This is a genomic window from Maritimibacter sp. DP1N21-5, assembly GCF_019218295.1.
Classification (GTDB): Bacteria; Pseudomonadota; Alphaproteobacteria; order Rhodobacterales; family Rhodobacteraceae; genus Maritimibacter.
The window spans coordinates 1883865-1902692 of record NZ_JAHUZF010000006.1; the positions used below are offsets into that span (position 1 = coordinate 1883865).

The 18828-nt window shown below is 65.0% G+C and carries 16 protein-coding genes; all 16 read right to left on the reverse strand.

Features of this window, described 5'->3' with window-relative positions; genetic code table 11:
• Positions 1–28 precede the first annotated feature (28 nt).
• The 16 genes from KJP29_RS16910 to KJP29_RS19470 all read right to left on the reverse strand — a co-directional run bounded on the left by KJP29_RS16910 (position 29) and on the right by KJP29_RS19470 (position 18826).
• Entirely contained in the window at positions 29–349 is a 321-nt protein-coding gene (locus tag KJP29_RS16910) for a 2Fe-2S iron-sulfur cluster-binding protein (RefSeq protein ID WP_218464679.1), read from the reverse strand.
• 10 nt (positions 350–359) lie between these two features.
• Positions 360–1121, reverse strand: coding sequence for an SDR family NAD(P)-dependent oxidoreductase (locus KJP29_RS16915; protein WP_218464680.1), 762 nt, complete (start codon positions 1119–1121; stop codon positions 360–362).
• Positions 1114–1755: an HD domain-containing protein gene (locus KJP29_RS16920; protein ID WP_218464681.1), complete on the reverse strand. Its 642-nt coding sequence runs from the start codon at positions 1753–1755 to the stop codon at positions 1114–1116. The genes KJP29_RS16915 and KJP29_RS16920 overlap by 8 nt, the downstream gene beginning before the upstream one ends.
• Entirely contained in the window at positions 1752–3188 is a 1437-nt protein-coding gene (locus KJP29_RS16925) for an aldehyde dehydrogenase (RefSeq protein ID WP_218464682.1), read from the reverse strand. The genes KJP29_RS16920 and KJP29_RS16925 overlap by 4 nt, the downstream gene beginning before the upstream one ends.
• A 10-nt stretch (positions 3189–3198) precedes the next feature.
• Positions 3199–3828: an HD domain-containing protein gene (locus KJP29_RS16930; RefSeq protein WP_255553648.1), complete on the reverse strand. Its 630-nt coding sequence runs from the start codon at positions 3826–3828 to the stop codon at positions 3199–3201.
• Between the two features lie 28 nt (positions 3829–3856).
• A complete protein-coding gene (locus tag KJP29_RS16935) occupies positions 3857–5668 on the reverse strand; it encodes a PEP-utilizing enzyme (protein ID WP_218464683.1) in 1812 nt (603 codons plus the stop codon).
• Between the two features lie 57 nt (positions 5669–5725).
• Complete coding sequence (locus KJP29_RS16940) at positions 5726–6817, reverse strand: PEP/pyruvate-binding domain-containing protein (RefSeq protein WP_218464684.1); 1092 nt, start codon at positions 6815–6817, stop codon at positions 5726–5728.
• An 8-nt stretch (positions 6818–6825) separates the two neighbouring features.
• Positions 6826–8067: a cytochrome P450 gene (locus KJP29_RS16945; protein WP_255553649.1), complete on the reverse strand. Its 1242-nt coding sequence runs from the start codon at positions 8065–8067 to the stop codon at positions 6826–6828.
• Between the two features lie 78 nt (positions 8068–8145).
• Entirely contained in the window at positions 8146–9639 is a 1494-nt protein-coding gene (locus tag KJP29_RS16950) for a BTAD domain-containing putative transcriptional regulator (protein ID WP_218464685.1), read from the reverse strand.
• Between the two features lie 80 nt (positions 9640–9719).
• On the reverse strand, positions 9720–11114 hold the full coding sequence (locus KJP29_RS16955; RefSeq protein ID WP_218464686.1) for an O-antigen ligase family protein: 1395 nt from the start codon (positions 11112–11114) through the stop codon (positions 9720–9722).
• A complete protein-coding gene (locus tag KJP29_RS16960; RefSeq protein WP_218464687.1) occupies positions 11111–12241 on the reverse strand; it encodes a polysaccharide deacetylase family protein in 1131 nt (376 codons plus the stop codon). Before KJP29_RS16960 ends, KJP29_RS16955 begins: the two co-directional genes overlap by 4 nt.
• A gap of 7 nt (positions 12242–12248) precedes the next feature.
• The gene (locus KJP29_RS16965) at positions 12249–13913 is read right to left on the reverse strand and encodes a hypothetical protein (RefSeq protein ID WP_218464688.1); all 1665 of its coding nucleotides are present in this window, start codon (positions 13911–13913) and stop codon (positions 12249–12251) included.
• Between the two features lie 11 nt (positions 13914–13924).
• Positions 13925–15289: a beta-galactosidase gene (locus KJP29_RS16970; protein WP_218464689.1), complete on the reverse strand. Its 1365-nt coding sequence runs from the start codon at positions 15287–15289 to the stop codon at positions 13925–13927.
• Positions 15282–16313, reverse strand: coding sequence for a GNAT family N-acetyltransferase (locus KJP29_RS16975; protein WP_218464690.1), 1032 nt, complete (start codon positions 16311–16313; stop codon positions 15282–15284). The genes KJP29_RS16970 and KJP29_RS16975 overlap by 8 nt, the downstream gene beginning before the upstream one ends.
• Positions 16314–16321: 8 nt before the next feature.
• Positions 16322–17470: a GNAT family N-acetyltransferase gene (locus KJP29_RS16980; protein WP_218464691.1), complete on the reverse strand. Its 1149-nt coding sequence runs from the start codon at positions 17468–17470 to the stop codon at positions 16322–16324.
• A 159-nt stretch (positions 17471–17629) separates the two neighbouring features.
• Positions 17630–18826 carry a GNAT family N-acetyltransferase gene (locus KJP29_RS19470; RefSeq protein WP_218464692.1) on the reverse strand — a complete coding sequence of 399 codons (1197 nt, stop codon included), beginning with the start codon at positions 18824–18826 and terminating at the stop codon, positions 17630–17632.
• Positions 18827–18828: the final 2 nt, after the last annotated feature.

Here is an 18828-nt window from a genome sequence, read left to right on the forward strand (position 1 = left end):
GCAGTGAAGGGGTGAAGTGGCGGTCCCTTTAGCGGCCCGTGGCCACTTCGAACACCGCGTCCTCGCAGCGGGCGTCCACGACTATCTGACAGGTCAGACGTGACCGTTCTGTGGGGGCGTTGGCGGTGAACTCGATGGTGTCTTCCTCCGCAGGCTCCATCTCGGGCAGCGGGCCATTGGGGGCCTCGAGCAGATAGCAGTGACAGGTCGCGCACATGGCAGAACCGCCGCATTCCGCGATGATCCCTGCGATCCCGGCATCCTTGGCCGAATACATCAGGGGGTCGCCCTCTTTCGCCTCTATCTCGCGCCGGGTGCCGTCCTGCTCGATGAAGGTCACCTTGACCATGCCTGTCTCCTCAAATGAACTGCTTGCCGCCATCCACGATCAGCGTTTGGCCGGTCATGAAGCGCGACAGGTCCGAGGCGAGATAAAGCGCCGCCCCCGTGATGTCCTGCGCTTCGGCATTGCGCCGCATGGCCGCGCGCCCGACTCCGTATTCGATGGCGTTGTCGATCTGGTTGAGGCTCGCCTCGGTCAGGGTGAAGCCCGGCGCGATGGCGTTCACGCGCACGTTGTCGGGGCCCAGTTCCTTGGCCATGACCCGGCTCATGGCGATCACCGCGCCCTTCGAGGTGACATAGTGCATCCACTCAGGCGAGCCCGAGAACACCGTGGCCGAGGCGACGTTGACGATGGAGCCATGATCCGCCGCCCTTAGCATTGTCGCGAAGGCGCGGCACATCTGCCACACACCCTTGATGTTGACCTGCATGACCTGATCCCAGACGCCTTCGTCGATCTCTTCGAAGGGCTTGCGGTCAAGCGTGCCATAGAGCGCCGCGTTGTTCACCAGCACGTCGAGACCGCCCAGTTCCGCGTCGACCTGAAGGGCGAGCGCGCGGCAACTCTCGGTCGAGCTGACATCGACCTTTCCGGTATGCGGCTCGCCGCCGGCCTTTTCGACCTCGCAGGCCGTGACCTCGAGCCCGGCGGTCACGATATCGGCCGCCATGACCCGGGCGCCGGCTTCGGCAAAGGCGCGGGCGAAGGCGCGGCCCAGCCCCCCGGCGGCCCCTGTCACGAGCACACGTTTGCCTTTCAATCCCAGATCACGCATCGGGTTCTCCCATATATCTGTCGAGCATCATGTCCGCCTTGAGCGAGGCCGTGATCGCCCGTACGAAGGCCTGCCCCACTGGCGTCAGCATCTTCGGGTTCGACCGGCGTTCGACCATCTCGACGAACCACGCGTCCGTCGCCGCTTCGCCATACCAGCTCTTGATCAGCCGGATGCCATTCGGGGTCAGCCGCCACGCCTTGTCCGCGTCTTTCATCACCGCGTCCGACGGGCTGATCGCGGTGTCGCGGGTGTCATGCCCGTCGATGATGGCAAGCACATGGTCCACGTCGACGCCCTCGGGCCGCAGCCGATCAAGGATTTCTGCCGCGATTTCGCGCCCCCGGACTTCGTGCTCGCGCACAAGGTCGAGCCGCGTGGGGGCCGAGCCGATGGCGTTGAATATCTCGTCCTTCGGCACGGCCTTCCAGCCGACGTCATGAAGCACCACGGCTGGCAGCACGACGCTCTCGTCCGCCTCAGGCACATCGTGCAGGAACATCCTTGCGAGCGCATAGACCCCGACCGTGTGCTGGTCGTTGTCGCGCACGTCGAGAAAGGGTTTCGCCGCTTCCCAGAGCGGCAGGTCGCGGGGCAGAAAGACCCCGTCCTCCAGAAGCACCTCATGGCTCATGCCGGCACCTCCCAGGACAGATACATGGTCTTGTATTCGAGATAGGCCTCGACCCCGTAGCGCCCCTTTTCGCGACCGAGACCGCTTTGCTTGACGCCGCCAAAGGGCACGTGATGGGACGAGCGCTGGATATCGTTGAGCCAGACCGACCCGGCCTCAAGCCCTTCGCAGAGCGCAAGCCCCCGGCCCAGGTCATGGGTAAACACGAAGCCCGCCAGCCCGAATTCGCTGCCATTGGCGAGCCGCAGCGCCTCGGCCGCGCTGTCCACGGGCTGAACGCCGATGACCGGACCGAAGGTTTCTTCGCGCATGAGAAGCATCTCCGGCGTGGTTTCGGCCACCACGGTCGGCGGGAAGTAGTGCCCGCCGGCAAACCCCGGCCCCATTGGGCGCGCGCCTCCGGTCAGGATACGACCGCCCCGGGCGCGCGCGTCCGCAACCTGCCTCTCGGACACCGCGAGAATCTTTTCGTTCACCAGCGGACCAAGGTCGCCGTCCCCGCCCGCCGGGGCGAGCGTGAGCGCCGAGGCCCGGTCAGACAGATTGCGCAGGAAGGCATCATAGACCGGCCGTTCGACATAGACGCGGTTCACCCGATAACAGAACTGCCCCGTATTCGCGAAACCGTGCCGGGCAATGGCGGCCGCAGCCTTGTCGATGTCCGCATCCGCGCAAACGATAGCGGCGGAATGGCCCCCGAGCTCAAGCGTCAGCCGTTTCATCGTTCCGGCAGCCGCGGCGGCGATGGCCTTGCCCGCAGGCACCGAGCCGGTAAAGGCGATCTTGCGCGGGATCTTGTGCGCGACGAGCGCCTCGCCCAATGCGCGCTTGCCGGTGACCACGTTGAAGAGCCCCTTGGGCAGGCCTGCGTCGTGGAAGACCTCGGCGAGCTTCAGGGTAGAAAGAGGTGTATCTTCCGACGGCTTCGCCACGACGGCGCAACCCGCGATCAGGGCGGCACCCAATTTGAACATGAGGAGCGTGACGGGATAATTGAAGGGCGTGATCGCCACCACGACGCCCACCGGATCGCGCGTTACGATGATGCGCTCGCCCGGTGCGGACCCAAGCGGCATTTCGGCCACGAGCCGGAGCCCTTCTTCGGCGTAGATGTCGAGCAGGTCAGCGGAGCGCAGGATCTCTCCGACGCAGCCCATCAGCGGACGCCCGAGTTCCGCGTGAAGCAAGGCGCCAACCTCACCCGCCCGGTCACGCATCGCCTGTGCGCAGGCCTTCTGCACCGCGACGCGCTCGGTCATCGGGGTCACGCGCCAGCCCGCCATCGCCGTCTCGGCCGCGCGGATCGCACGATCCGCGTCCTGGGGGCCGGCGAGAGGCACGTGATCCACGACGGATCCGTCACGCGGGTTCAGGACGGCGAAGGTCTCGCCTTCCGTTGCCGCCTGCCATGTGCCGTCGATGACCATCTCCATTCGCCCGGCCTCAGATGATATGCCGCATGAGGGCGATCCGGGTGGCCTCGAGCTCGGCCGCCGCCAGTTCGCGCCCCTTTTCGGTCTCGAGGAGGTCGAGAAACCTGGTGATTCGCTCGAAATATTCCGGCACGCTGTCCTGAAACCATTCGGCTGACACGCAAAGTCCTGCCATCCCGAAGCGCCAGAGCTTGTCGGCGTCGCGCACCACCCGATCATTCAGGTCGCGCGGATCCGTCCGGGTGTCGTGCCCGTCAATGATCGTGCAGACCGCGTCGGTCAGGGGTTGCCATTCGGTCCCGTCCAGAATCTCGCGCGCCATGCGCACGCCCTCGGCCTCGTGAAGGTAGCGCACGTCGGACTGCATGAAGTCTTCGGACCGGAAGCCTTCTTCCATGATCCGGTCGTTGTCGATCGCATACCAGCCGATGTCATGCAGCATGATCGCCAGCGAACAGATGTCCCGGTCGGCTTCGGGGTATGCGTCGCAGAGCTGCTGCGCCCAGGAGAAACACAGCGGCAGGTGAATGTCGTTGCGCCGCGCCGCCATGAAGGGAGCCATGCGTTTCCAGACGGTCGCGTATCTTTGCGGATCGGTCATCGGGATCTTGGTCTTTTCTCGAGGAATGGGGCGGGCCATGACAGCCCGCCCCGGTCGGGAGGAGAGGTCAGTCGAGGATTTCGACGGTGCCCGCATTGCCATCGACACGCAGGCGCATCCCGGTCTTGATCCGGGAGGACGCATTGCCGGTGCCGGTGACGGCGGGCAGCGCGTATTCCCGGCAGACGATGGCGGCGTGGCTCATCATCCCGCCGATGTCGGTCACCGCCGCGCCGATTTTGCCGAACACGGGGGCCCAGGAGGGCGCGGTCACGGGGGTCACGAGAATTTCGCCCTTCTGAAGCTCGCCCAGTTGGTCGGGCGAGCGCAGAACGCGAGCGATGCCCTCGACCACGCCCGGCGAGCCTGCCATGCCGGTGATCTTCGAGTCGTCATCGTCCTGCCCGAGCCACGACTGGATCGAGTCGTTGGTCACGCCGAAGAGCATGATCGTGAAGGGCTCGGTAATGACCTCGGGCGGATTGTTGAGCGCGGGGATCGGGCTTTCCTTGCCCAGTGCCTCCATGATCGCGCGGCGACGCTCGACCTCGGCGGGCCAGATGTCGGTGCCCTGTGCCCGGCCACCCGTGCCCCAGGCGGACGAGTAGTCAAAGAGCACGTCGCGCACTTCGTTGCGGTTGAGAAAGAACATCCCGTCGGGCCTGTCCCAGAACCCTTGCCGCATGAGCAGTTCCGACAGCGACCGCATCTTGCGCCAAAAGATCCCCACCGACCAATGTTCGATATAGAAGTTGTGGTCCTCGACATAGGGGAACACGACGCGGCTGAGGCCCAGCTTGCCGTCAAAGATCGCCTGCGCTTCTTCATCCATCATCTCGCGGTATTCGGCGGTGATCCGGTCACGCTCGGCGATGAGACGTTCGGTCGGGCGCATGATCTCGTCGCCCTCCTCCAACCGCTCGATGTAGTCGCGCAGGTAGGTCATCGGGATATCGAGATGGTCGATCCAGTATTTGTCGGTCGAATACATCCCGTTGCCGGAGGTGAAGTTGAACCACGGGTCCTTGGCCGCTTCCCACGCATCCACCCACTGCTGGCCGTTCGGCGCCTTGGCCGTGGCGGCGAGCGCCTCGTCCACGGTGCCCGTGCGCAGCGCATCGGCCACGCCCAGTTCCACGGCGAGTTTGGCGAGCTTCTTGATCTCGTCATCCGGGCGGAAGAGGACCGAGTCCTGACCCTGCACCATCTTGGCGATCGCCTGGTCGGGTATCGAAGGGAAGGTTGCCTTCATGAAGCCGAAGAAATCGAGATAGGCGGCATAGCCCAGGTTCAGGAACTCGAAGTGGTATTGCCAGACCTTGTAGATCAGCTCGATCGCGCGGTCGTAGCTGTCGATGAGGTCGGTGGTATTGTCGAGGCCTTTGCCGGAGGTGATCCATTCCAGCGGCACCACATCGGGGAGCTCGTTGAACTCCAGCGCGTTCAGCTCGGCAATCTTCTGGTCGACCTTCTTGTGCCAGTTCTCGAGCATCTCGTCCCAGTTGGCAAAGTAATGCCCGGCGCGTTCCATGAACTGAGGCACGCGGGCTTCGATCTCGGACGGACCCACGGCGATGGGCGAGAAATAGACGTAGCCATTGAGCACCCGGTAATCGATGCCGTTCGCGGGCGGCACGAGAAGGTGGCGGGTGTTGTATTGACCAAGACACTTGGTGGCGAACTCCACCATGGACATGTCGAAGGGGCGGAACGGCGTCGGCCAATGCTGGCTGTCGCAGAACCAGAACTTCGACTCTTCTTCCATGCGCCGCGATGGCTGGAACTTCACGTAGTAGGGATAGAGGTCTTCCCAGCCTTCGGCGCCTGCGGGTGTGGCGGCGTCATAGGGACTTGGAAACAGCATCTTCTGAGCGTCCATTCGTTTTCCTCCCTGAATGGATGTTGTTCTTTTTCAGTGGTTTCAGCTCTTTGGCGGCTAACTCGCCGCCTTGGTCTGTTTCGCGCCGAAGGGGTTGTTGAGGGTGTGCACGATCCCCGCCATGCCCGTTGCATAGGGGTTTTTCGGCTTCTCCTTGGCCTTCTGTGACCAGATCGTCTCGGGCCGTGACTGGAGCGCGAGGAGATTCTGACCAGCCGGCAGATCGGCGTCGATGGCCCATTCCACGTCCTGCGGGCATTTGTTCTGCCGTTCGAGGAGCTTCGCGAGCTGCGCGATCGCCTTCACCTCGTCGTCCGCAAGGCAGGGCGTTTTGCGACGGTCCTCGTCTACCTCGCGTTCGACCGCCTCGCCACGCTCCGGGTCACCCACAAGCTCGACATGCTTGTCGCTGATCTTGCGGTCGATGATCTCGCCCAGCACCTTTTCGACCGAGTAGTTATCGGGGGTCACGACACCCGAGACGACCATTTCGCCAAGGCCCCAAGACGCATCGATCACGATCCGGGTGCGGTCGCCGGTGTTGGGGTCCAAAGACATGGCCACCCCGGCGGCGCGGGCATTGACCATCTTCTGCACCGCCACGCTCATCAGAACGTCGCCATGGGCGATCTTCTGTTTTTCGCGGTAGGCGACCGCGCGGGTCGTATAGAGCGACGCCCAGCAATCACGGACCTTCTCGACCACGGCGTCAGCTCCGATGACCCAGAGATAGGTGTCCTGCTGCCCCGCGAAGGAGGCGTCCGGCATGTCCTCGGCGGTTGCGGAGGACCGCACCGCGACCGGCATCTCGGCCCCCATTTCCTCACACATGGCGGCATAGGCGTCGCGGATCGCCGCCTCGACATCGGCGGGCATCCGGTGGCTTCGGATACGGATACGAATGGCCTGCGCCGCGCGATCCACGGCGTCGAAGTCTTCGGGATCGACGCGGCTCAGGGCACGGGCGATTTCTTCCCTCAGCCCGTGATTGTCCAGCATGGCCGCGAATGCATCGGTGGTGACGGCAAAGCCCGGCGGGACAGCCACGCCGGCCTGGGTCATTTCACCGAGCGAGGCGCATTTGCCGCCGACCCGGTCATGGTCGGCACGGCATATGGCGGTAAAGGGAAGCGTGAAAAGCGCGTTCATGTCAGCCCTCATACGTTGGTGTTCACGATGACCGAGGTCGGCACGCGGAACGACAGGTTGCGCAGGAACTGCGCCTCGAAGCCCTCTGCGAGCGTCATGTCGGGGAACCGGCGGGTCAGTTGTTCGAGCACCACCTGCCCCTCCATCTTGGCAAGCTGGAAGCCAAGGCAATAGTGAATGCCGTAGCCAAAGCTCAGATGCGTGCGCGCGTTGGGGCGCGAGATGTCGAAGGTCTCGCCATCGGGGAATTGCGCCTCGTCGCGATTCGCCGATCCGGTGATCATCAGGATCTCGTCACCCGCCTTGATCTCGGCCCCGCCGATCTGCGCGTCGTGGCGCGCCTTGCGCCGCCAGCCGGTCACGCTGGGCGAGTGGCGCAGGATTTCCTCGATCGCATTGGGGATCTTGGCGTGATCTTCCTTGATCGCGTCCCAGGCACCCCGGTTCTGCATGAAGGTGATGACCGCATTGCCCATGAGGGTCGAGGTCGTCTCGTGCCCGGCAAAGAGCGTCGAGAACATGAGCCCCTTGATCTCGTCCCGGCTGATGTCGGCACCCTCGGCCTGCATCCGCAGAAGGTCCGAAGGGAAGTCGTCGCCCGGATTGTTTTCGCGCGCCGACACGAGATTGTCGATGTAGTTCCAATAGGCGACCATGTCATGGGCGGCTTCCACCTGCCCCGCCTCGTCCAGATCGCCGAAGGTCAGCATGGCGCGGCTTTCACCGTATTTCTTGATCTTCGGCACATCCTCCTCCGGGATGCCCATGAGGGTGAAGAGAACAAAGGCGGGCACCGGATAGGCGACTTCGCGCCAGAAATCGACGGGGCCGTTCTTGCCCTTGGCCTCGAGCGTGTCGAGGTGGCGCTCCACGATGCCGCCGATCTGCGGCTGGATCGTCTTGAAGCGGCGCGGGCCGAAGCAGGACTGCGCCACCTTGCGAATGCGCGTATGCTCCGGTGGCACGCGGGAGGTGAGGCCCGAGTAAGCGGTGAAATTGCCGTCCTTCAGGACCTTGAGCGCGGCCTCACAGGTCGGCACGGCGGGCTTGTTCACGTTCTCGGACGAGAAGGTCTTCCAGTCGTCGAAGATCGTTTTGATCTCGTCATAGCGCGAGACGACCCAGTATCCCGATGCCTCGTGGAAAAAGATCGGCGCGCCTTCTCGGAACGCGGCCCAGTTGGCATGGGGCTTGTTCAGATCGAAGGGGTCGAAAGATTGGGGCGCGAGCGCGCCGTCCATCGCATTCATAGTAGCTCCTCCCAGATCGCCGCTGCCCTGTCAGGCGCATCACCCGGTTTCCTCGGACGGATGATCGGCGGTTGAGAATCACCGTAGCGCCATCACTTTGGTTTTTCTTTGGTCCGGCGTCATGTTCTCCAACGCATCGCAGAGGTCCAGATAGACCTCTTCGATTTCAGTGCCTTGCACGTCAATCTCCACATCGCCTTCACGTTTGGCGAGTTGACGGTAGTGGCGGTGCATTGCCTCGATCCGTCCCTGCGCGAAATAGACCCGGAGCGCCTCACAATGCGCAGCCTCGGAGGTCGGGTCGATGGCCAGCGCCTTCAGCACATGCTCCAGCGCCTCGCCCAGACGCCCCGACTGTCGCAGAACATTCGAGAAATCATACTGGTGGCGCACCGCCATGTCGCGCAACCAGATCCGGCGCGGCATGCACCAGTCGTCATGGTCGTTCTCGACATAATCCTGAGGCAGGTCTTCGAAGAGATCGCCACCATAGAGCCGCTCGGCGGCGAAATAGATGCGGAGCGCCGCCTCGCGTTCGCCGTGGCGGGCGAGCGAAAAGCCCCGGCGGCAAAGCTGCTCGAAACTCGTGATGTCGAGCCACGATCCGACCGGCGCATTGAGACGGTAATAGTCGCCCTGCCGCAGCACCGCGTCCTGATCGCCAAGGGCACGGCGCAGCATGGCGACAGTATGGTGCAGACGGGCTCGCTTCTGCTGTTCGCTGCCGCCCCGGGGCCAGAGCAATTCGCCGATCCGGTCGGCATGGGCCCCTTTTTCGCCCGACTGGAGGAGATAGGCGAAGAGCGTGCGGGTCTTCTTGGGCGCGGAGCCGGGCACCTGCCAGTCCACCTCGCGGTTCTGGCCGACGAGAACGCGAAGGCGGCCGAGGCAGTGAATCTGCCAGCGCGCGCCGCCGACAGAGAGCGTCGCCTGTTCGCGATCCTTCTCCAGCCAATCAGGTGTCGCCCCCCGCGCCGCTTCGCGCTCGGTATGCTCGAACAGCCGCCCGCCTGCGAAATCGGGCACCACGCGGCCCAACATGAAGCCCAGTTGTTCGTCGAGCGTCCCGTCGCGCACGAGGTCGGGGGGCATCCAGAAGGGGTTTTCGTAGAGCCCGGAGGGGGCCAGAAACTGCCGATGGGCGCGAAAGGCGGCCTGCATCTGGTCCTCGATCATCAGTTCCTTGTTGTAAAGCGACATGAACGGCATCCCGAGTTCGAGCGACAAGACCTCGGTGATGCTGCCCCATGTCTCGTAACTGTCCGCCCCATGGAGCGCATCGAGCCCCCAGCCCATATCGACGATCACGGCCGTCGGGCCCTCGAGCGCGGCGATGGCTGCTCGAAGCCGGTCGATGGTGGCGTCACTGTCCAGAGGGATGGTGTCGAGCCCCACTTCGGTCGGGGAAATCCGGCGATGAGGAAGCACGTCCGGGCGGAACCAGGCGTCGTCCGAAACGACGACCGGTCCGAACCTCTGGTCATAGGGCGCGAGTGCGCTGTCGATAAAACCGGTCTGCGAGAAATCGCAGAACATGCAGGCGTTAACGTGACTGCCTTCGGACAGGATCATGGCCGTTCCTCCTGTGCCCTTCTACATCGGGCGGGAGGGAAACCAAAGAAACACCAAAGTAGGATTTCGTCTGGTGAACCCTAGGCACGCGGGCGCTGCGAGAGCCAGAGCGCGGCGGAAAGGCCGGGGAGGATCCAAGTGTACTTGATGTATTCGTTGGGAACGAAAACGCTCACGATCAGATAGGTTATCGCCCCCCAGAAAAGCGCCTTGGCGGCAGCGGCGACCTCGGGGCTCGCGGTTTTCCAGATGCGCGACAGGGCGCGCAGCGCAGTGACCTGCACCCCCATGAAGGCCGCAAAGCCCAGAAGTCCGTATTCCACCATGACCGAGAGATACATGTTGTGAAGCTGCCGGCCATAGAGCGTGCGCCCGGGCAGGTAGCGGTAGTCCTGATCGGTGAACATCTCATAGAAATTGCCGGGCCCGACGCCGAAGATCGGATAACGCCAGACAAGGTCGAGTCCGATGACGTTGTAGGTCATCCGCCGCCCGAGCGTCCAGTCACCGCCTCCCAGACCGAAAATCGACAGCACCCGGTCCAGGAAACTCGCCGGCATGAAGGCCACGGCCACCATGAGTCCGAAGACGCCGAGAATGCCGATGGGCACGGTCTTGCGGTGGCGCCGGTAGGTGATCCAGAGCGCGACCGCGACGATGCCGTAAACAAGCATAGCGGAGCGCGCGAAGGAGGCGAGGATCGCCAGCGTCCCGATGAGCGCAGCGAGGGTGAAGGCCTTGCGGTGCGTTGGCGTCTCGATGGCATGGACCAGCGCGATGATGGTCCCGGTCAGGAGCATGGTCGCCGCCGTGGTCGGATTGGCGTTGGAGGCCCCCGACGAGCGGTCGAACCCCTCCGCCGTGCGCGCGGTGGTCGCCGCCTCGGAGGTGGAGATCAGGCGCTGCCCGGTCACGATGTCGGCGAGCAGCACGAGACCCGAGACAAGCGTCGCGGCGGCGAGCAGCCAGATGCCGATGATGGCAAGGCGTTCTTCCGACAGCGCGATGGCGACGAGGGGCAGGAGAACATAGGTCGTGGCCAGGTCCCCGCCCCAGGTCATCGCCGCACCCCGGTCCTGCGCCATGAGGATCGCGATGGCCCAGGTCGTTGCGAAGATGACGAAGGCCACCATGGTGGGGCCACGGAAAATCCCCTCGATCCGCATCCGGTAGTCACGGGCCCGGAGAACGAGGCCGAGCATGGTCATGACCGCCAGAAGTTTGTAGGGCGCGCCCGGGACCATGAAGAGGAGTTTCGACAGGAGCGCGTCGGGAAATGCAAAGAAGACGAGCATCATTGCCCCCCAGACCGGACGAACCACGGCGGCGAGGCCGACCATGAACCCGATGGGCACGAAAGGGGCGAGAAGCGGATCGCCCGCGAGCGCCACCGCCAGCGTGAAGAGCCCGCCCGCGATGCCCACGGCAAGGCCGATCCAGCTTTCGTGCAACGTGGGAACGAGCGCGCGCCTCATGCCGTGGCTCCGGCCTGCGGGCCATGCAGGATGGCGAAACGGCGGGCGCGCAGCCGCGCGGCCAGCGCGGCCAGCGGCCAGAACAGAAGATTGCCGGAGGCAACTTCGAGCCGGGCACGGAAAATAAGGACCTCGAGCCAGATCGGCCCGCCTCCTGCGGCGCGGTCGGTAATATGGGTGCGCGACAGGGTATCGGTCGGCTGTCCGATGGGGTTGTCGGCGCGCCCGCCGGTGAAGGCGGTGAAGCCCGCCGCCCGGGCGGCACCGGTTGCGGCGGGCATGACGCGGTCGAAGGGCCAGCAAAGCGTCGTGACCGGGCGGTCGAGAATGGCCGAGAGAGCCTCGCGCGCCTCGGTCAGGTCTGCCGTCACCCGGGCATCGCGGGCGGCGTCGTCCTCGGGCGCCGCGCCGCTCCACAGGTTGGCACAGAGCGCAGAGTCGGTCTCCGGCACCTCGGCCACGGGCGGCGGGGCCCTGTCGAACCAGCGCGACTTGTCACCCGGGATCAGCGACCAGAGGAAAGCGGTTTCCGGGCCCCACAGGGTGGGTTCGCGCGGCTTGGTGCGGCCCGAGACCGGGAGCCGCGCGTGGTCCTTGCCGTGGCAGGCGACCTCGAACAAAGGATCGGCATCGAGCGCGCGCAATTCATCTGCGTTGAGGTAGCCGCGTCCCGCTGATGCGCGCTGCCCCTTCGACGGGTCGATGAAGTCGGACGAGGCGAAGACCGTCGCGGGCAGGCCATGCCTGCGCAGGATGGGTGCCGCATTCAGGAAATCGAGATAGGCATCGTCGAAATGAAGGGCCACCGAGCGGTGGTCGGTGTTGCCCGCGTAGACCTCTGCGCTCGGGACCACGCGCCAGCGGCTGGACGCAAGGTGCGCCATCTGCGCCGAAAAGACCTCGGGCCGGACGGATATGTTGTGGCCCCAGGGCAGCCAGCCGGGATCGGTGGTCACCGAATGGTAGACCATGACCGGAACACCCTGCCGCTGGGCCAGCATGAGAAGCGCGATGCCGGTGAGCGCAAGTCCCGCCAACAGCCAGAAGACCGCCACGACGAGGCCCGCCAGTGCCAACCCGCCCCAGAGTATCAGGCGGCCTTTGCGTATGCTTTGGCGGTCGGCCACGGCGCGCCTATTCCCACAGGACGAAAAGCGGATCGCGGGATTTCTTCTCGCCGAAATGGGTCAGACCATCGAGGTCGGCGGCATTCTGGGTGAGCGGGTGCATGACCACGATCACCTGCCCGTCCGGCAGGCTGTCCCAATCGCTGATGGAGTGGATCGGCCCGATGGAGGTGACGCGGAAGGGGTCCTCGGAATTGCCGAGATAGACCGAATTCTGCACCACCCGGCCAAGGAAGTTCCGCACCTCGATCAGTTCCTTGGGTTCCAGGAACCCGGTGACGAGGAGATTGCGGCGCTTCCATCCGGACTCGGCACTCATCTTCTGGCCGAAGGCGACCATGAAGCGGCGGACCATGCGGCGTTGGGCGGCTTCGCGGAACCGGCCCACGACCCCGCCACGGCGGCCGCGTGTCACCGATCGGTCGATCGTAGGGAGCGCGCGGCTACCCACCAGCGCGGCGAGGTCGGAGGCGGTGCGCACGCGGGTGCCGAAGAGGTCCTGCATGACGATGCCCAGCGCAACGAGGAGCGCGCCGGTGATGAGGGCCGAAATCGTGAAGACCAGCACCTTGGGCGACGACGGGTAGACCGGCACCGTCGCGGGCGCGAGGATCTGCACCTGCCCGGCCTGCGCCTGCGCGCCAAGCTCGAATTGCATGAGCTGCTGGCGGAGCGCCGCGAGGTCGGTCTGCACCGCGCGGCTTTGCAGGTCGAGATCCTCGAACTCGGCCTGACGTGCGCCCAGATCCGCCAGTTGCGCCCGGTAGCCCGCGATCTGCTCGTCCCGGAAGGCCACGCGCTCCTGAAGGTCCGAGACCTTGGTGCGGGCTTCTTCGATCGGCCCTTGACGGGACGTCGCGGCACCCGAAAAGCGCTGTTCGAGCTCGGCCAGTTCGCGCTGCGCGAGGATCAGGTCGATCTCTTCCGTGCCCTTGGCCGTCACCGCGTCCTGCAGCGCCTGAATGGTCACTTCACTTTCGGTCTGAAGGTCCGAAATCGCATAGCTTTCGCGCAGCGCTGTGAGCCGCCCGAAGAGCGCATCCAGCTCGCCCTGTCGTTCGGCGATCCGGTTTCGGATGATGACGGCGTTCGTGCTGGTGCGGTCGGCGACTTCTTCCGACACGATCTCGATATAGCTTTCGGCATGGGCATTGGCGATCCGCGCCGCCACTTCCGGGTAATCGAAGGTGGCGGACAGGCGCAGGATGTAGCTGCCTTCGACCGCCTCGACCGTCAACATGCCCAGAATGGTGTTCACCATCTGGTCGTGTTCGGACAGTTCCTTGAAGCTGCCGTAGTTCGCCCGCGTCCAGGTGCGCCAGAGCCAGGCCTTGAGAGCGGCGAGTCCGGAGGGCTCCTGAGACACCTCGTCACCGGCCTCGGCCATCATCTTTTCAAGCGTGCGCTCGGCCACAGGGCGGCTCAGGAGCCGTTCGATATGGGTCTGAGCGATGATCGTGGCCGGGTTGAACTGGGACTGACCGAGGAACTCGCGGTTGAAGGTCAGCGCCTGTTCCGAGGGCTGCATGTTCATCGTGACCGAAGCGGTATAGGACGGTGACTTGACCAGCACGACAGAGGACACCACCAGCGTCAGCGCACCTGCGACGAGCGCACCAATCAGGATGCGGAGCCAGTAGATTTTGAAGAGGTCGGCGTAATGCTGGAACATGAAAGAACTCGTCAGAAGACCCGGGACAGACCCGGGCCGGAAAGAAGAATCGCGTAACCGTCGCAGGGCGCAGCGGAGACGATGGCATCGGTTTCCTGCGTCTCGGCATCACGGATGCAGAGCGCCGGTTGCATGAGGGGACCAAGATCGGCCAGCGCCCGGATACCCGCCTCGGTCAGGGCGATGCGCACGGGGCCGGCCTCGGTCTGAACCTCGAACAAGGCGGGAGCAAGGCGGGTCACGGTCGCCTTTTCGTCAAGGATCGTTGAAAGAAGGCGGTAGGCATGGGTGCCCGGCTTGTCGTCGAGCTGCGGGTCGAGAAGCTGCACCCGGCTGTTGCCGAAGGTGGACCCGAGCCCTTCGCCCAGCCCGAACCACAGGCAGAAGGGCGCGCCGGAGGCGAGCACGTTGAGATTGCGCCAGAGCACGGCGCGGTAATGCTCCTGTCCGCTGTAGGTCCCGCCGTAGTCGAGCGACGGCCCGCCACATTCGCTCGACAGAGCCGGAGTGCCTGCAAGCTCGCCGATCAGGGCAAGGCGGGCCGGGTCGCGGTCCTCGGGGCCATAAAGATGCGCGTCGGCAAGATCGTAGCGGCCCTCAGACAGCAGCGTTTCGAGCCGGTCGTAGGCGGCATCGAGGCTGGCCATCATGTCCGCGTCATCGGTGGACAGCACGGTCTTCGTGCCGTTCTGCCAGACCTGCTGGACCGGCATGTCGGCGCCTTGGCGGGTCACCAGAAAGGCATCGAGGTTCATCGACGCGATCCCCCCCAGTACGAATGTGACCGACGGATGGGCGGCTTTCGCGGCATCGTGCGCGGCATTCACGAAGGCGACGAGGTCCGCGTCGCTCCCCGCCCAGCCGCCCGATTTGTTGGCGTCGGACAGGGGTTCGTTGGCGACCTGCCAGAACCGCACCGGGCGCGACAACGCGGGACCGTCCTCGGTGCCGTCCATGTCGTAGCGTTCGACGAGGCGCGTAACGAGCGCCGACCAGTCGGCAAGGTCGCGCGGCGTGCCATTCTTGACCCGGTCGCCGTGGTCCACGGCCCAAGGCGCGTCGGCCTCGAGCGTAACAAAGGGGACAAGCCCGGCGGCATCCAGCGCGGCGATCTGGGCGTCGAGCGACTTGAAACGGTATTCGCCCGCTTCCGGCTCGAGCCATTTCCAGCCCACGCCGATCCGCACGACGCCGATGCCCATCCCGGCGATGCGGCCATATAGGCTCGGGTCCTTGCCGGGAAAGGCGAGGCCGAGGCGCGGATTAGGCGCAGGCGTAAGCGACCAGAGGCGGCCCACATCAGTGCCCTGCGCAAGGGCCGGCTGTGTCGCCAAGGCCAGCGAGACCGCCAACGCGCGGACGAAGCCTCTAAGCATCCTGCCCTCCCTTTCCGGTCCTGTGGCGCAGGCCGCGGGCGCGCCGGAGCGTGGCGCGAAGCCCCTGCACGGCGTGGTGGGCGAAGGGGCGCAGGGGTTTCGAGAAGATGGGCAGCACGTCGATGATGTCCGGGCCAAAGTGTTTCTTGAACATCGACCGTCCCAGCCGCTGCGCGTCTCCGCCGCTGTCATAGCCGACAAGATCGAAGCGACGACAGCCCTTCGCCTTGAGCGCGAGGGCGGCCTCGAACATCATCACATGGGTGCGAGGCAGGGTGATGTCGGGCCGGGTGCAAAGATTGAACCCGTAGCCCACGTCGCCCTCGCAGTAGCTCACAAGGCCTCCGAATACCTCGCCATCGAGCGTGGTGACAAGGATGACGCCATCGTCCGTGTGACGCGACAGATAGTCGAAGTGCCTGCGAAAATCATGCTGGGCGTCGGTCTGCATGCCTGTAGCGGCGGCCATGGCGCGCATCGCCTCGTTCGCGGCCTCGGCCTCGGAGAGCGAGGCCATGGGGCGCGCTGCGATCCCGTTGTCGGTGGCCTTGCGCAGGTCCTTGCGGCCGGACTTCGACATGCCCGCGCGGATCTCGTCGGCGCTCCGCGTCAGGTCGAGCCCGGCCGTGGCGGTGGGAAAATTCTGTAGCGCGGCAGGGACCTGCGCATAGCCCTGCGCGACGAGCGCCTCTCGGGCGGCAGGCACGTCGTCACCGGTCCAGACCGGGTTCACGGTGAGCGTCGCCACGCCACGGGCGGCGAGCGCGGCCTCGATCGGCGGAAGGACATGAGCGAGGTCGGCGGGCGACGGCGTGACCGGTCCGCGCTGGATCGCGGCGACGCTGAGCCCCGGCAGGACGCGGGTGATGCGGATCATGCCCCGCGCGCGAACCGGGCCGTCCAGCGTGAAGGCGAGGTTGGTCTGGCGCGGTGACTGCGGGCCGAGGTGATCCCATGCGGTGCATTGGTGGACGGGAAAGCCGTCCCGGCAGGTCGGCCCCTCGTCCGCTTGGGGCGGCCGCATCGAAAACGTCATTGACCCGTCACACCCTGCGTCAGGAACTTGCGCCGCCCCTGTGGGCGCTTGGCGCGCGGACCGGACCAGTCGATGAGCCGACGGAGGCCGACTTCGAACAGGACGACCCCGGCGGCGAGATTCCAGCGGGTGCGGATGTGGCAGCGCGTGAGGGCCTCGGTTGTGTCCCCGATGCTGTCAGTGAGGGACGACAAGCGCAGGGTGTCGAAGACCGTGCAACCGGCATCGGCGGCGTCATAGATCGCCTGCACGCAGGCGACGAGGCCGAGGCTTTCCTTGTAATAGGCCGCATCGTAGTCGGTGATCAGCCCATAGGCGCGTCCGCCGTAATGCACGGTGATAGCAAAGGCCACCGCTTCGCCATCCTTGCGCAGGATATCGACGCAGAAGGCGCAATCTTTGGGCGGCCAGGCGACCATGCGGTGCAGGAAGCCCCGCTCCTCGGCGCGGGCGCCGATGTTGGTGCCATAGGCCGCCTTCCACGACTTGAAGGACATCTCCAGTGCCTCGGCCAGAACCGCTTGGGCGTTCCGGTCCCCGGCGCGCGCTCGCACGAACTCGAAACCCTGTGCCTGTGCCCGACGCATCTTCTTGCGCAGGGTCTCGCGGGTCTTGGGCGAGCGGCGCGACAGGAACCCCTCGGCCCCACCGGTCAGATTGATGAGCGAGGACTGGATTTCATCGCGTTCGGCAAGGACCCGGCCCGCCGCACGGGCCGCAGCCAGAAACGCGGGGCCACCAGCCTCGGAGGATAGTGGAAAGAGATCGACGACGCTCACATCGCGTTGGCTATAGACCGCCTGCACCATCGCCTCGGCCACGCTTGGCACTTCGGGATCGAGAAGGATGTCATTGGAGCCAATGTCGAACTGGTCGAGGAAGGTGAGCTTCATCGCCCGGAAAGGAAGTTTGCGTCCGATCTTCGCCCGGCGTCTGGCGAGGCATGCCGCGCCCACCATCCGGTCGCCCTGCCACAGAACGACCGTGTGCAGGGCCCGACGCTTTTCCAGCGAAGTTTCGATCTTGGCGACCAGCAGGGCGTGCAACGAAAATACGGTCGCGCCGCAGGCGCGGTGCAACCGGGACCATTCCTTGGACAAGGTCCGAAACCGGGCCGGCTCGGACACGATCTCGCATCTAAACATCACTGGCGATCAAATTGCTGCTACCCCTCGGTTAACTTAACAGCCCCCTCTCCGATCCCGCAATGAATTCGGAGTGAATGGACTGTTTCCGTTCCGGAAATGTGTTGTGGTCGCGATGCGAACGTCGGCCTGATACCTCGTCGCCAGCCCGTGTCGCGATCAGCTCTGTGACTGAAACTTGCGCCGACCGTGCACGCGCGTGCCCTTGAGCCCGGTCTGGTCACGAAACCCGCGCAAGCGCGCCTCGATCCGCACGACAAGAGGCGCGAGACCGTAGCCCAAGCGCAGATGGCAGCGCTTCAGGTCTTCGAGATCGTCGTGAATATTCTCGGACAGGGGCGTAAGGCGCATGGTGTCGAAGAGGACCGCCCCGTCGGCGGCAGCATTGTAGATCGACTGCATGAAGACGGCCCGTCCGTAGCTTTCCTTCTGAAACGACATGTCATAGTCGGTGATCAGACCGCAGGCGCGCCGACCATCCGTGAGGGTAAGCGCGAAGGCCACCGCCTCCCCGTCGCGCCGCAGCAGATCGACGTAGAAACGGCATCCCGCCGGCGGTTTGGCGAGAATCCGGTGCAGAAAGCCGCGCTCGTCGCCGCGCGCCCCGATGTTGGTGCCGACCTCGGCCTTCCAGGACCGAAACGACATCTCGAGCGCCTCGTCCAGAAGACCATGCGCCTTTTCGTCGTCGTCGCCCGATCGCAGAAACTGGAACTCGGGCCCGCTGGTGCGGCGCATGAGCTGCTTCAGCTTCGTGCGGGTGTTCTTGGACCTGCGGGACAGAAACCCCTCCTGCCCGCCCTCGAGATCGACGATGGAAGACAGCATTTCGGTCTGCTCGTCGAGCATTCGGCCCGTCGCCCGCGCGGCGGCGATGAAGGCGGGGCCTCCAGCATAGGGAGAGATCGGGAAGAGGTCCGCGATCTTGACCCCTGGCACATCGTAACAGGCGCGCACCATCGCGGCTGCAGCATCGGGCGTCTGCGGGTCGAGGAGCACGTCGTTCCAGCCCACGTCGAACTGGTCGAGAAAGGTGAGTTTCATCGCCTTCACCGGGATCTTGCGGGCGATCCTTTCGCGGCGCCGGGCCAGACAGGCCGCCGCCACCAGCCGCTCCCCCTCCCAAAGAGTCACGGCACAGAGCGCGCGGCGTTTTTCGATCGAGGTTTCGAGCTTGGCGAAAAGCAAGTCGTGGTGGGAAAAGACGGTGCCGCCACAGGCCGCATGAAGACGCGACCACTCCCCCGCGATGGCACGAAACCGCGCCGGGTCGGTGATGCGTTCGCAAGTATAGCGACCGTAGGTCGTGGTCGGAGCGCGACCGGGAACGGTGTCTGCCTTGGTATCTGTTGTCACAT